At 67.1% G+C, this 14,032-nt stretch carries 13 protein-coding genes; 5 read left to right on the plus strand and 8 right to left on the minus strand.

The genetic code is table 11. The features are described from left to right. Nucleotides 1-19 precede the first annotated feature (19 nt). The 4 genes from EV647_RS30180 to EV647_RS30195 all read right to left on the minus strand — a co-directional run bounded on the left by EV647_RS30180 (nucleotide 20) and on the right by EV647_RS30195 (nucleotide 4,342). Nucleotides 20-733 (minus strand): phosphatase PAP2 family protein, encoded by a 714-nt coding sequence (locus EV647_RS30180; protein WP_238177456.1) that lies wholly within the window; start codon nucleotides 731-733, stop codon nucleotides 20-22. Between the two features lie 157 nt (nucleotides 734-890). Beyond that, nucleotides 891-1,778, minus strand: a complete 888-nt coding sequence (locus tag EV647_RS30185) for a carbohydrate ABC transporter permease (RefSeq protein WP_134008905.1) — start codon at nucleotides 1,776-1,778, stop codon at nucleotides 891-893. After that, nucleotides 1,775-2,719, minus strand: coding sequence for a sugar ABC transporter permease (locus tag EV647_RS30190; RefSeq protein ID WP_134008907.1), 945 nt, complete (start codon nucleotides 2,717-2,719; stop codon nucleotides 1,775-1,777). Before EV647_RS30190 ends, EV647_RS30185 begins: the two co-directional genes overlap by 4 nt. Then, complete coding sequence (locus tag EV647_RS30195) at nucleotides 2,720-4,342, minus strand: extracellular solute-binding protein (RefSeq protein ID WP_134008909.1); 1,623 nt, start codon at nucleotides 4,340-4,342, stop codon at nucleotides 2,720-2,722. It abuts the gene before it with no gap. 47 nt (nucleotides 4,343-4,389) lie between these two features. Between EV647_RS30195 and EV647_RS30200 the strand changes: the two genes are divergently transcribed. The 4 genes from EV647_RS30200 to EV647_RS30215 all read left to right on the plus strand — a co-directional run bounded on the left by EV647_RS30200 (nucleotide 4,390) and on the right by EV647_RS30215 (nucleotide 8,153). Then, nucleotides 4,390-5,451, plus strand: coding sequence for an exo-alpha-sialidase (locus EV647_RS30200; RefSeq protein ID WP_134008911.1), 1,062 nt, complete (start codon nucleotides 4,390-4,392; stop codon nucleotides 5,449-5,451). Nucleotides 5,452-5,465: 14 nt separating this feature from the next. After that, nucleotides 5,466-6,401 carry a dihydrodipicolinate synthase family protein gene (locus EV647_RS30205; protein WP_134008913.1) on the plus strand — a complete coding sequence of 312 codons (936 nt, stop codon included), beginning with the start codon at nucleotides 5,466-5,468 and terminating at the stop codon, nucleotides 6,399-6,401. Between the two features lie 27 nt (nucleotides 6,402-6,428). Next, nucleotides 6,429-7,139 (plus strand): FadR/GntR family transcriptional regulator, encoded by a 711-nt coding sequence (locus EV647_RS30210; protein WP_134008915.1) that lies wholly within the window; start codon nucleotides 6,429-6,431, stop codon nucleotides 7,137-7,139. Between the two features lie 153 nt (nucleotides 7,140-7,292). Further along, entirely contained in the window at nucleotides 7,293-8,153 is an 861-nt protein-coding gene (locus tag EV647_RS30215) for a type IV toxin-antitoxin system AbiEi family antitoxin domain-containing protein (protein WP_134008917.1), read from the plus strand. A 105-nt stretch (nucleotides 8,154-8,258) separates the two neighbouring features. Here the strand turns inward: EV647_RS30215 and EV647_RS30220 are convergent, their stop codons facing one another. Then, nucleotides 8,259-9,899 carry a DNA repair helicase XPB gene (locus EV647_RS30220; protein WP_134008919.1) on the minus strand — a complete coding sequence of 547 codons (1,641 nt, stop codon included), beginning with the start codon at nucleotides 9,897-9,899 and terminating at the stop codon, nucleotides 8,259-8,261. An 81-nt stretch (nucleotides 9,900-9,980) separates the two neighbouring features. On the opposite strand from EV647_RS30220, the gene EV647_RS30225 reads away from it, so the two are divergent. Continuing rightward, nucleotides 9,981-10,391 (plus strand): DUF4259 domain-containing protein, encoded by a 411-nt coding sequence (locus EV647_RS30225; RefSeq protein ID WP_166680038.1) that lies wholly within the window; start codon nucleotides 9,981-9,983, stop codon nucleotides 10,389-10,391. A 13-nt stretch (nucleotides 10,392-10,404) separates the two neighbouring features. On the opposite strand, the gene EV647_RS30230 is transcribed toward EV647_RS30225, so the two are convergent. From EV647_RS30230 to EV647_RS30240, 3 genes are read right to left on the minus strand one after another with little or no spacing between them, the layout of a single operon-like run. After that, nucleotides 10,405-12,687, minus strand: coding sequence for a helicase-associated domain-containing protein (locus EV647_RS30230; RefSeq protein WP_134008923.1), 2,283 nt, complete (start codon nucleotides 12,685-12,687; stop codon nucleotides 10,405-10,407). 2 nt (nucleotides 12,688-12,689) lie between these two features. Then, the gene (locus EV647_RS30235) at nucleotides 12,690-13,211 is read right to left on the minus strand and encodes a kinase (RefSeq protein WP_134008925.1); all 522 of its coding nucleotides are present in this window, start codon (nucleotides 13,209-13,211) and stop codon (nucleotides 12,690-12,692) included. After that, nucleotides 13,208-13,990, minus strand: coding sequence for a GNAT family N-acetyltransferase (locus EV647_RS30240; protein WP_134008927.1), 783 nt, complete (start codon nucleotides 13,988-13,990; stop codon nucleotides 13,208-13,210). Before EV647_RS30240 ends, EV647_RS30235 begins: the two co-directional genes overlap by 4 nt. Nucleotides 13,991-14,032: the final 42 nt, after the last annotated feature.

The raw sequence follows: 14,032 nt of genomic DNA on the forward strand, positions 1-14,032 counted from the left end.
GTGGGGGAGCCCAGCTACGTTACTTGAGCACTCTGCGCGGTGGAACCGAATTACGGGTCCGTGGCCTGTCGGCCTGCAGACCGGGCCGCAGGAGGAGGGGCAGGCTGGCCGCCAGCAGGACCAGAGCGACGATGCCGTCCAGCCAGTAGTGATTGGCGGTCACCACGACGACGCTGAACGTGATGATCGGGTGCAGCAGCCACAGCCACCGCCAGCGCGACCGGGTGATCAGGATCATCGACAACGCGATCAGCGCGGCCCAGCCGACGTGCAGGCTCGGCATCGCGGCGAACTGGTTCACCGCGCCGCCGGTGTGGTCCGGGCCGTACACGGACTGGCCGAAGCGCAGCCCGGTGTCGACGAAGCCCGGCATCATCCGCGGCGGCGCCAGCGGGAACGCGATGTGACCGATCAGCGCCAGCCCGGTGAGCGACACCATCGTCCACCGGACGTGCGAGTACGCCTTCGGCCGCCAGATGCTCAGCCAGAGCAGTACGGCGGCAGTCAGCGGGGCATGCACGCTGGCGTAGTACAGGTTCGCGCCCTCCACCAGCCGCGGGAACTGCAGCACCCAGTGCTGGATGGACGCCTCGTTCGGCAGCTGTAACCAGTTCTGGAGCGACAGGACCTCGTGCGCATGGTCGAACGCCGACCCGGTGTGCCGGGCCGCGATCTGCCGGCCCGCGCTGTAGACCAGGAACAGCGTCGCCAGCAGGACTGCTTCCCGTACCACCCTCCAGAAGACTTGTGCCCGGCCTGTCCCCACCCGTTCGGCAGCAGCTATCCCCATACCGTTCGACGGTACCCGTCGTTCCCACAGGGTTTGCCCAGGCGCAACCCTGACGTTGCCCTGGGCAACCCCCGAACGGGTGGTTGAGACGCAGCTGTGATCAGCCCTTCACGGCGCCGGTGAGAACGCCCTTGGCGAAGTGCCGCTGCAGGAACGGGTAGATCACCAGGATCGGCACGATCGAGACCACCAGGATCGCCATCTGGATCGAGGCCTGCGGCGGGAGCAGTTCGGTGCCGAGTTCGGCGCTGCCGAGTTGGGTGTCGTTGATGACGTACGTCCGCAGTACCAGCTGCAACGGCCAGAGCTTCGAGTCGTTCAGGTACAGCAGCGCGGAGAAGAACGCGTTCCAGTAGGCCACCGCGTAGAACAGGCCGATCACCGACAGCACCGCCTTCGACAGCGGCAGCACGATGTTGGTGAACGTCTTCAGCTCGCCCGCGCCGTCGATCCGCGCGCTCTCGGTGAGCTCGTTGGGCAGGTTCATGAAGAACGCCCGCAGTACGACGACGTTGAACGCGCTGATCATCGTCGGCACGATCAGTGCCCAGATGCTGTCCAGCAACCCGACGCCCTTGACCGTCAGGTACAACGGGATGATGCCGGGGGAGAACAGCATGCTGAACAGCACGACCAGCAGGATCGGCCGCCCGGCGACGAAACCCGGCCGCGACAACGCGTAGGCCAGCAGGCACGACACGGTCAGGCTGAGCAGCGTCCCGACGATCGTGACGAAGATGCTGACGAACAACGCCCGCGTCACCACGCCGCCGGCGAACAACGACTCGTAGGCCCCGAAGTTGATCGACTTCGGCAGCAGCACCAGACCGCCGGACTCGTTGATCTGCTTGTTCGGCGCCACGCTGGTCGAGATCACCCCGACGAACGGGACGATCACGACCGCGCAGAAGACCAGCAGCACGAGACCCTTGAAGATCCGCATCGGCCAGCCGGGCATCGGCACGCCCTGGACAATCCTGGTACTCATCGCTGGTACACCCCTTGCTCGCCGAAGATGTGCGCCACCTTGTTCGCGGTCAGCACGAGGATGACGCCGACGATGCCCTTCACCAGGCCGACCGCCGCCGCGACACCCCAGGCGCCGCCGAGTACGCCGTTGTTGTAGACGTACGTGTCCAGTACTTCGCTGACGTCCCGGCCGACCGCCTGCTGCTGCAGGATGATCTGCTCGAAACCGACGGTCAGCGAGTCACCGAGCCGCAGGATGAACAGCAGGATGATGATCCCGCGCAGTCCCGGCAGCGTGACGTGCCACAGCTGCTTCATCCGGCTCGCACCGTCCACACTCGCGGCCTCGTAGAGCTGCGAGTCGATCTGGGACAGCGCGGCCAGAAACAGGATGGTCGCCCAGCCGGTGTCCTTCCAGATGATCTGCGACGTCAGCAGCACGTGGAACAGCTCGGAGTTCCCGATGATGTTGATCGTCGACAGGTCGTGCGACCGCAGGTAGTTGTTCAGCAGGCCGCTGCCGCCGAGCATCTGCTGGAACAGCGCGACCACGATCACCCAGGACATGAAGTGCGGTAGGTAGAGGATGCTCTGCGCGATCCGCTTGATCCGCTCGGAGAACAGCGAGTTCAGCAGCAGCGCGAGCAGGATCGGCGCCGGGAACACGAAGATCGACTGCAGACAGGTGAGGATCAGCGTGTTCTTCAACGCCCGCAGGAACGCCGGGTCGCCGTTGAAGATCACACTGAAGTTCTCCCAGCCCGACCAGTCGCTCGCGTTGATCCCGAGGAACGGCTGGTAGTCCTTGAACGCGATCACGTTGCCCAGCAGCGGCACGTAGTGGAACGCGATGATCAGCGCGATCCCGGGCAGCGCGAACAGCAGCAGCACACGGTCCCGCAGCAGCCGCCGGCCGAGGCTCAGCTGCTGCTGCGGGCGCGTCTTGGATCGTTGCAGCATCTACTTCCCTGCCGTGTCCGAGAGGGCCTGCTCGAACTCGGAGCGCATCTTGTCGCCGCCGGAGGACTTCCAGTTCTGCACGGCCGCCTTCCAGTCCGAGACCGGCTTCTTGCCCTGCACGATCTGGCCCTCCAGGTCGGTCATCGTCTTGGCGAGCTGGGTCTGCTTCTTCGACGCCGTGTCGGAGTACAGCCCGTACGACGCGTCGTACACGAGCCGCTTCGCGACCTTCTCCTGGATCGCGTGCTGCTTCTGCGGCACGTCCGGCTTGCCGGCCCAGTACAGCGCCAGCGTCGAGTCGCTGATGTACTGCAGGCCGATGCCGGTCTCCACGGTGCCCACCTTGGTCGGCACCGGGTCCGTGCCCTGCAACGTGTAGTGCCGGCCCGCGACGCCGTACTTGCGGAAGAGGTACTCCTCGGTGCCGAACGGCGCCGCCATCCAGTTCGCGACCTTCAGCAGTGTCTCGGCGGAGTGCGTGCTGCTCTTGCTGAACGCCGTCACGTTGTTCAGTGCCGAACCCATCCACGGCTTGCCCTCGCCGCCGTCGAAGCCGGGGACGTCGAGCATGTTCACGGCGAACGCGTCACCGGCGCTGTTGTCGTTGTAGTACTGGTTCCAGGCCACGAAGCTGTCGTAGTCGAACGCGGCGATGCCGCCGTTGAACCACCGCTTGCGGGCGCTGGCCTTGTCGTTGAACGCGTCCGGGTTGATCACACCGGCGGCGACCATCTTGCGGCCGGCCTCGAGAGCCTGCTCCTGCGCCTCGTGCTCGTACATCGAGGTGAACTTGCCGCCCTCTTCCTTCCAGACGTTCGGGATCCCCAGCATCATCCGGATCGTCGACATCGGCACCCGGGTCCAGGCCCACTTGTTCTGCTTGGCCGCGGTCATCTCCTTGGCCAGGTCGAAGAACTCCTGGAAGTTCTTCGGCGCCGGGTCCTTGATGCCCTTTGCGGCGAGCAGGTCCTCGCGGTACAGCGCGAGCGACGTACGGGACATGCCGCGCGGCACCGGGACGCCGTAGATGGCGCCGTTGAAGACGCAGCCCTTCCAGAACTCGGTCGGGATGTTCGCCAGGAACGGGTACTTGCTGATCGCGTCGCCGGACAGGTGCTCGGTCAGGTCCATGCACTTGGACTTCACCAGGCCGGGGATCTGCGGCGTGTCCGGCGGGATGTTCAGGATGTCCGGCAGGTCGCCGCCCGCGATCCGGGTCGCGAACTTGTCCTTGTACTCGTCGTTCGACGCCATGCTGATCTGCAGCTCGGAGCCCAGGCGCTTGTTGAGCTCCTGCCAGAACTGGTTCTTGTCGGCGGCGGGCGGGATGGCGCCGGGGATGTTCGTCATGAACGTGATCGGCTTGCCGTCACCAGGAGCATCGGCAATCGCCTTCACCGGGTTCGCCGGGTACTTCAGGAAGCCGTCCAGCACCACGTCGGTGCCGGGCAGGTCCGGCTTGATCTGGCCGTACTTCGTGTACGTCGGCAGCTTGACGGCCGCGTTCGCCGCGGCGGTGTTCTTCTTGTCGGACGCGCACCCCGCCAGCAGCGGCGTACCCGTGACCGCGACAGCGGCGGCGGCCAGACCACCGCCGAGGAATGTTCTTCTGCTGACCGGCATGAGACCTCACTTCCATCGGAGGGCCACACCATGACATAGTACGTCCTATGTCTTCAAGAGTCGGCGCTCTGGAAATCTTCGATCCGGCGGGGAGCGGCTATCACACGTTCCGCATCCCGTCGGTGCTGGCGCACGGCTCGCTGGTGCTCGCCTTCTGCGAGGGCCGGCTGCACGGAGCCGGCGACGCGGGGGAGATCGAGGTCGTACTGCGTCGTTCACTCGACGGCGGCCGGACCTGGCTGCCGCTGCAGGTGGTGTCGGCGGTGCCGGGCAAGACCTGTGGAAACCCGGTGCCGTTGGTCGACCCCACTTCCGGGGACATCGTGCTGGTGACGGTGCAGAACGGCGCCGACGCGATCGAGATGTCGCTTGCCCGGGGCACCGATCCTGAGTCCGGCCGTCGGGTGTTCGTGCAGCGGTCCGCTGACGACGGCGCGACCTGGAGCCCTGCGCGCGAGATCACGGCAGAGGTGAAGCCGGGCGACTGGGGCTGGTACGCCACGGGGCCCTGTCACGGCATCACGCTGCGCTCCGGGCGTCTCGTCGTACCGGCCAATCATTCTTTTGTGCCGTCCTCTTTCGAGGAGGACCTCGTCAGGCTGAACGGCGGGCACTGCATCTACAGCGACGACGGCGGGGTTTCCTGGTCGGTCGGTTTCGTGGACTGCAACAACGGTGCGGAGATCAACGCGAACGAGACCGCTGTCGCCGAGTTGCCCGACGGGCGGCTGTACTTCAACGCCCGCAACCACCAGGGCACCGGCCCGGCCCGTGTGCACGCCTGGTCGTCCGACGGCGGTCAGACCCTCGATGCGCCGTACGCCGGGATTCCCGAGATCACCGCACCCGGCATCCAGGGCAGCGTGCTCTGCCTGCCGGACGGGCGGTTGCTGTTGTCCACACCGGTCAACCCGACGTCACGCCGGGAACTGACCGTTTTCGTCAGTGCGGATTCCGGTACGTCGTGGAAGCCGACTCTGGTCGTGCACGAGGGCATGGCCGGGTACTCCGATCTGGTGCTGCTGCCCGACGGCTCGATCGGGATCTTCTACGAGGCCGGTGAGACGTCCTCGTTCGCGACCTTGCGCTTCGCCACATTCGCCCTTTGAGGTTGGGAGACCCCTTGACCGCATCCGCCCATCTGACCGGTGTCGTACCTCCGCTGGTTACTCCGCTCACCCCGTCGTACGACGTCGATACTGCATCGCTGGCTCGGCTGATCCAGTACCAGCTGACCGGGGGTGTGGACGGGGTGTTCGTGCTCGGCACCTCCGGCGAGGGCACGTTTCTGACCGACGAGCAACGACAAGTCGTGCTGGAGACGGCAATCGCAGAGGTGGCGGGACAGGTACCGGTACTGGCCGGCGTCATCGACACCTCGACCAACCGGGTCGCGGCGCACGTGTCTGCCGCGTTGAAGGCCGGTGTGGACGGCGTTGTCGCCACGGCGCCGTTCTATGCGGCCACTCACCCTGCCGAGATCGAGCGCCACTTCGTGCGGCTGGCGTCGCTTGCGGGCGACACGCCTCTCTATGCGTATGACATCCCGCCTCGGGCGGGCACCAAGCTCCCGGCTGCTCTTGTGATGTCTCTTGGCGAGCAGGGGGTGATTGCAGGTGTGAAGGACTCGTCCGGGCAGGAGACCTCGCTGCGAGAGCTGGTGCTGTCCCGTCGAGAGAAGGCGCTCGACGACTTCGTGATCATGACTGGGTCCGAGGTTACGGTCGACTCGGCGCTGGCGTTCGGGGTGGACGGCGTCGTACCGGGTCTGGGGAATGTGGATCCGGCCGGGTATGTGCGGTTGTTCAAGGCTGCGGTGAGTGGTGATGTGGCGGCGGCGCGGGACGAGCAGGACCGGTTGTTCCGGTTGTTCGACATCATCAACGTGGCGGACCGGTCCCGGATGGGGGCCAGCTCGGCGGCGCTCGGTGCGTTCAAAGCGGGGTTGTACCTGTTGGGCGTGATCGACTGCCCGGTCACGGCGTACCCCTCGATCCCCTTGAACGACACGGAGATCGCCGCAGTCCGGCCGCTCCTGGACCGCGCCGGATTACACTGAGCGGTCCTAGGTAGAGGGAGGCCGGCAGTGACAACGGGTGGGCTCAGCCGGGCACGTGGTGCGGCAGGGAATCAGTCCTTCATCCGCGACGCGATGAAGTCGTACATCCTGGAACGCGGTCTGAAGGCGGGTGACCCGCTGCCGAACGAGCAGGACCTGATGGCGCAGCTGGGCGTCGGTCGGCACCCGCTGCGCGAGGCGATGAAGGCGCTGCAGGCGGTCGGCATCATCGAGATCCGGCACGGGTACGGCACGTACGTCGGCGAGGTGAACCTGCAGTCCCTGGAGGACGGCCTCGCGTTCCGCATGTCCCAGTCGATGGCCGGCGACCTCCGCGACGTCCAGAACGTCCTGGAGGTCCGCCAGGCCATCGAGGTCGGCCTGGCCGACGACGTGGTCAGGCACTTCAAGGAACACGGGTACGACGCCCTGGAGCCCATCGTCGAACGCATGGAAGCCAAGGCCGCCGACGGGCAGTACTTCCCCGACGAGGACTGGGCCTTCCACCAGGCCCTCTACGAGCCGTTGGGCAACGCCCTGGTCATCGACCTGCTGTCAGTCTTCTGGCGAACCTTCGCCCAGGTCGACGCCCGCCTCCCCGGCGCCCGCTACACCCCCGCCGACGCCGCAGCCTGGCACCGAGACCTCCTGAACGCCCTCCAGTCCGCCAACCCCGACACCTACGCCCACTCCATGAAACGCCACTTCAACGGCATCCACACCCGGCTCGGCGAATAACTCTGCAGCTCGACAGTACGTATATGTCCACTGCGGGCCGGTGGCCGGGCAGCTGAGCGTGAAGGCGAGTGCTTTGGCGCGACACCTCCTGTCGAGCTGCCGCCTGTGGATGAACAAAACCATCGGCCGGGCAAGTTCAGGCACCATCCCGGGATGGAATCGGTCGATCAGATCCTGGCGCGCCGGGGCGGCTGGGCCACCGCCTCCGAATTGACCGGCGTGGTCACGCGACATGCTGTCGCGAAGGCGGTCGCTCGTGGGGACATCCAGCGGATCGCGCTTGGGGTCTACGCGCTACCCGGCCTCCCGGCCGACATGGTCGCCGTATTGGCCTATGACGGCGTCCTCTCGCACGTAAGCGCGGCGACCGCGTCCGGCCTTCCCCTGCTGGTAGAGCCGGAGAAGCCTCATCTCATCCTGCCGCCGCACCGCCGTCCCCGACCAGGTCCACCTGCCGTGCTGCATTGGGCCAAGGTCAGTTCATCCGAGCGGCAGGACCGGATCACGTCCCTGCCCCGCACTGTCGTCGACTGCTGCCGCGTGCTTCCGTTCGCCGAGGCGCTTGCTGTCGCCGACGCTGCCCTCGCCACTCGGCACCTGCATCCGGAGGAGCTGCTCGCCGAGGTGTCTGCGATGCGGGGTGCCGGTTGCCCGAACGCACGCCTGGTAGCCGCCGCGGCCACTCCGTTGGCCGGCAGTTTCCTGGAGTCGATCCTCCGGGCACTCCTGATCAGCGCGGGCATCGACGGTTTTGAACCGCAGGTGCTGGTGTCGCACGACGGGTTCCACGCCCGAGTAGATCTTGGACATCGCCTTGCCAGGTTGGCCCTGGAGGCGGAGGGCTTCGAATTCCACGGGTCGCGACGGGATTTCGCAGCCGACTGCTACCGGTACGACGAGCTCAACACGGCCGGCTGGCTGGTGCTCCGGTTCACCTACGAACAGATCATCGGCGACCCGGCCTGGGTTGTCGCGACCGTCCGCGCGGCACTAGCTCAGCGGCTCGGCGCGTGAAGTCCGGCAGCTCGACAGTACGTATACGTCCACTACAGGCAGGTGGCCGGCCGGTTGAGGGTGAGGGTGGGCGCTTCGGCGCGACACCTCCTGTCGAGCTGCAGATCAGGCGAACAGGTTCTCCGCGTCGACGATCGTGTACGCGTAGCCTTGTTCGGCTAGGAAGCGTTGGCGGTGGGCGGCGAATTCGGCGTCGATGGTGTCTCTTGCGACGATGGAGTAGAAGCGGGCGGTGCGGCCGTCGCCCTTGGGGCGGAGGACTCGGCCCAGGCGCTGGGCTTCTTCCTGGCGGGAGCCGAAGGTGCCGGAGACCTGAATGGCGACCGACGCCTCGGGGAGGTCGATGGAGAAGTTGGCGACCTTGCTGACCACGAGCCGTTTGATCTCGCCGGTGCGGAACGCCTGGAAGAGACGCTGCCGTTCCTTCACCGTGGTCTCGCCCTTGATCACCGGGCACTCCAGGCGTTCACCCAGCTCGTCCAGCTGATCGATGTACTGACCGATGACGAGCAGCGGCTCGTCCGCGTGGTGCTCGGCGATCCGCCGTACCAGCTTCGACTTCGCCGGGGTGGAGGCGGCCAGGCGGTAGCGATCTTCGGGCTCGGCGGTCGCGTACACGAACCGCTCGGTCTGCTCGAGATCCACGCGCACCTCGATGCAGTCCGCGGGCGCGATCCAGCCCTGCGACTCGATGTCCTTCCACGGAGCGTCGTACCGCTTCGGGCCGATCAGCGAAAACACGTCACCCTCGCGGCCGTCCTCGCGGACCAGCGTCGCGGTCAGCCCGAGCCGGCGACGGGTCTGCAGGTCGGCGGTCATCCGGAAGATCGGCGCGGGCAGCAGATGAACCTCGTCGTACACGATCAGGCCCCAGTCGCGCGCGTCGAACAGCTCCAGGTGCGTGTACACGCCCTTCCGGCGCGTCGTCATCACCTGGTACGTCGCGATCGTGACCGGACGGATCTCCTTGCGCGCACCGGAGTACTCGCCGATCTCCTCCTCGGTGAGGCTGGTCCGCTTCAGCAGCTCGTCCTTCCACTGCCGAGCCGACACGGTGTTGGTGACCAGGATCAGTGTGGTCGCGGACGCCTGCGCCATCGCGGCCGCGCCGACGATCGTCTTACCGGCGCCACAGGGGAGTACGACGACACCGGAGCCGCCGTGCCAGAACGAGTCGGTCGCCTGCTCCTGGTACGGGCGCAGCTCCCAACCGTCCGTCACCAGGTCGATCTGGTGTGCTTCGCCGTCGACGTACCCGGCCAGGTCCTCGGCGGGCCAGCCAAGCTTCAGCAGGGTCTGCTTGAGGTGACCACGCTCCGACGGGTGCACCAGGACGGTGTCGTCGTCGAGCCGGGCGCCCAGCATGGGCTTCACCTTGTTGCTGCGCAGCACCTCTTCCAGCACAGGCCGGTCGGTCGTCACCAGCACCAGACCGTGCTGCGGGTGCTTCTCCAGCCGCAGCCGCCCGTACCTGTCCAGCGTCTCGGCGATGTCCACCAGCAACGAGTGGGGGACCGGGTACCGGCTGTAGCGCAGCAGTACGTCGATCACCTGCTCGGCGTCATGCCCCGCGGCCCGCGCGTTCCACAGGCCCAGCGGTGTCAGCCGGTACGTGTGCACGTGCTCTGGCGCCCGCTCCAACTCGGCGAACGGCGCTATAGCCTTCCGGCAGTCGCTAGCGTCCGCATGCGCCGTCTCCAGCAACAAGGTCTTGTCCGACTGCACGATCAAAGGACCGTCCGTCACCCGCACTCCTATCGTCGCCCCGACCCTCCATTGTGCCTGACTGACCCAACAACCAACCGCGGCGCTGTAGATTGCGCGGCTATGGGTGCTTGGGACGAGTCGGTGTTCGGCAATGATGTCGCTGCTGACTGGGTGGGAAATCTGGCCGACGGCGGTACGGCGGAACAGGTCGAGGAGCTGTTGCGCGAGGTAGCCGGGCTGCCCGCCGACGAGTACCTGGAGAGTGGGCCAGGATCCGAGGCGCTGGCTGCGGCGGAGCTGGTCGCCGCCTCGGTGGGTCGAGGGTTGCCGGCGAACCCGTACAGCGAGGCCGGCCTGGAGTGGGTCGCGCGACACCCTGAGGTGGCGGCGCTGCAGGAGCTGGCGCGAGCTGCGGCGGAACGAGTACGTGCTGGGGAGTCCGAGCTGGTCGACCTGTGGCAGGACGCCGAGCCGGCTGACTACGAGGCCTGGCAGGCGGTGGTCGCCGACCTGCTGACCCGGCTGGCCTGACAGTCCGCGAGGGTCAGTCGACTGGGCGGGCTGTGGAGATTCGGTGGAGGGCGTAGGTTCGGGGGGTTTCGGTGGTTTCGTCGTAGGCGGTCAGCCAGCCGTCGGCTACTCGGACGGGTTCTACGATGCGTTCGGAGGAGTGGCCGTTGTGGTCGACGTAGACGATCCAGGTGCGGGTGTGCGCCTCGGCGGCGTTGGTGAGGACGGCGATGGTCTCGGCGGGGGCGGCGGGTGAGATCAGGCCGTCGTCGCCGGGGCGTTCCGCGGCGATCCGGTCGCCGGCGCGGACCTTCTCGATGACCGCCTTCACCTGGTCGTCGGTCAGGTCGAACGCGCTCTCGTTGAAGTCCCGGCTGGTACGTCGCCGCGGCGCCTCGCCACGCCGCGGCGCACCGGTCACATGCAGCGCACCGTCGAACGTCTCCGCCAGCGGAGCCAACCCGGCGTCCCGCAACCGACTGAGCACCATGTCCGGCGGTGACGGCGACACCACCACGGTCGGCGCCAACCGACGGAACCGCACACCAGGCAGGTTCGAGTTGAGCAGCTGGGTCAGTACGTTCTCGTCATCACACCGCAGGTACGTCGACGCGGTCCCCAGCCGCAGTACGCCGTGCCGTCGTGCAACGTCGTCGACCAGGTACGTCAACGGCTGAGGCACCGGCGTACGTGAATGCTCCGCCAACCACGCGTGCAACTGCTCCGCAGTACGTCCGAGGTCGAATGCACGCCGTACGGAGCTCTCACTGAACCGGTAGACGCCGGCGCCGCCGTCGGACTCCACGTCCGCCATGGCCGACAGCTCGTCCTGCACGGTCCGCACCAAAGGCCCAGGAGCCACCGCCGTGAGGTCAGCCTGCAGCAGCACCTCAGACACCGGCTCTGGCATCAGTGGACTGATCGCCTCGGCAAGCTCGTCAGCTGTCGGCTCCGGTCCCAGCAACGGCTTCGCATGTGCCGCCAGCGCCCCCAGGCCCGTCAACCCGAGCAGTGCGGCCTCAGACACGCTCCACTCGACCAGGTCGTCCCGGAACTGCCCACCGCGCCGTGGACGATGCCAAGCCACCCACATCACCACAGTCTCCGGAGCCGGCGCAGTACCCGCACCAGCCTCGGCCAGTGCCTGCAACGCCAGCACCCGGATCTCTGGTGCCAGCAACCGCTCCAGGTCCGGTGCCAACGCGTTGATCAGTCGCTCACGCGCAGCCGCAGTACTACCGGTGCTGTCCCGCCGCCCGATCAGTCCGATCGCCCTGAGGCCGGAGAACCACGCCATGACGAGCTGAGCCCACCGATGCGCCAGGTCCAGCTCCAGCCAGTCGTCATACGCACTGGTCGGCAGCCACATCTCACTGGTCCCGACCTCCACCGCGGCAACGAGCCCCGCGGCGTACGCCATCTCCAGCACCGCTGCAGCGGTCTGCTCTTCCGCACCGATCTTTGCGGCCAGACTGCGCACCTCACGGACACCAATGCCACCTGTGCGCAGCACTGGCGGTGGCTCGGTCCCCAACTGCTCCAGGGCCCGGTCAACCAGCCGCACCAAGTCGAGCGCAGCACCAGCGGCAGCCCGGTCAGCGATAGCGGCCGACACCTTCTTACCGGCCAGCGGCGGAGGCACCGGTCGGGTCGACGCCAGCACCCGCCCACCCCGCAGGTGCAGACCGATCTGCCGCGGCAGCACGACCGTGTTCGCATCCTTGGGTACGACGAGACCGCGCGCCAGCAACCGCTCTACCGGCGTCCGGGCCGACGCGATCGTCACCGGCCGGTCGGCCTTCTCCACCGAACCGGTCGGCGGACCCCAGGTGAGCTTGTCGAGTACGGCGCGCGCGTCCGGACCGGCGTCGTCGATCAACTGATCCAGATCGCCGAAATGCCGCGTGGTGATCGGACCGAGCCCAGCCGGTGTTGGTCCAAGCAGCTCGTGCACCGCACGGATCGGCCGCAGGTCGTCCTCGGTACCCCAGACCAGAGCGAGCTCCAGCAGCTCAGTCACCCGCGGCCGGACCACCTCCTCTGGCTGGCCGACCCCCTGCGACAGCAACTCCACGTTCACCGGCTCCGGCAGCGCGGACAGCGCCTCCAGCAGATCCACACCGAACTCGTCCAGCCGGTTGATGGCACGCGCAGCCGACGCGTTGCTCGTCACCCGCGCAGCCAACTGCCCGGTGTCCGCGGGAATCGGCAACGCCAGGTCAGGTCGCCGTCGCAGCAGTTCACCGAGTGCGGCGTCGTCCCAGCCCCGCAACGCCTCGGCGAGGGTACGGGGGCGGGTCGGCTCGGTCGTGCTCATCCCTACAACGGTACGGGATCCTCGCCAAGGTCGGTCAGGATCTTCGCGACGGTCTCGTCCAGTGCACAGTCCGGACCGATGATGGTCTGCTCGATTCCGTCGAGTACGTCGTGCTCCCGGTACCAGTCCTTCATCATGTCCGGCTCCACACCGGGCAGGTCCCGGGTGCTGTGCCGTACGACGGTCTCCGCGAACGGGATGTCGAAGTAGTAGTGCAGTGTCGTCCCGCGGTGGTCGACCGTGAGCCGCCGCAGCATGTCGCCGTACCGGCCGGCGTCCATGATGCCCTCGAGCACCACGTCGTACCCGTGGTCGAGGGCGTAGCGGACGTTCAGATCGATGAGTCCGATGTTCACGCCACCCGGGAGGTCGTACTCGCGGAGCAGGATCCTGCGGACGTAGTCCTGCTCGACCCACGCCGTGCCGCGGCCCAGACGTTCACGCAGCGTCCGGGCCGTGGTGGACTTGCCGGAGCCCGAGTTCCCGCGCAGTACGACGAGGCGGGTGCTAGGACTCCCAGTCACTCAGCTGCTCCGGCGTGTCCGATCCGGTGAAAGCCGACGCGTTCGTAGACCGCTGCGACCGCGTCCGACTCGGCGGACAGCAGCACCAGGTCCACGCCGTTGTCCAGTGCGTGCTCGACCAAAGCCGAGGTCACAGCGGCTGCAAGGCCGCGGCGACGCATGGAAGGCAGCGTGCCGACGCCGACGATCTCCGTGGTGGAGTCGACCGGCTGGTGAGTCCCGCTGGCCACCATGCCGTCGTCGGTGAACGCACCGGCAGTTACAGCCACGCCGCGGAGAACCCTGCTCTGCAGCGCCAAAACCGTGTCGGCCGACATCGCGGCAGCCGCTGCATCTCTCTCGGCCGGTCCAGCCTTGCCGATGCCCGTACCCGGCTCGCTGAACGCGAGTCCCGCAACTGCACGCGCCTGCCGGACCACCTCCTCGTCAGCGGAGAGGATCTCGCAGCGGGCATCAGCCGTGACAGGCCGGAAGTCCGCGCGCTCCAGCACCAGCAACGGGTGCTGGACCACGTTGAGGCCAGCAGCCGCCGCAGCGTCGCCCAACGAGGGACAGGTCTCTACGACCCACTCGAAGCTCAGCGGGATCTCCAGCTCGGCACACCGCGCGCGTACCAGCTCGATGTCAGTCGGCTCGATCGTCACCCCCGAGCCGGGCACAGGGCGCGCGTAGTACGGCCAAACCGTCGTACTGCGGAACAGAGTGAACGGTCCGACCTGTTCGGCAACCGAACCGGACAACGGGACCCTGTGCAGGTAGTCATCGACTCTGGTGATCATCGCGAAGCAGTGAACCACCCAGAAAGTCCACGCGCCACCAGA

The organism is Kribbella sp. VKM Ac-2566, assembly GCF_004366005.1.
GTDB lineage: Bacteria > Actinomycetota > Actinomycetes > Propionibacteriales > Kribbellaceae > Kribbella > Kribbella pratensis.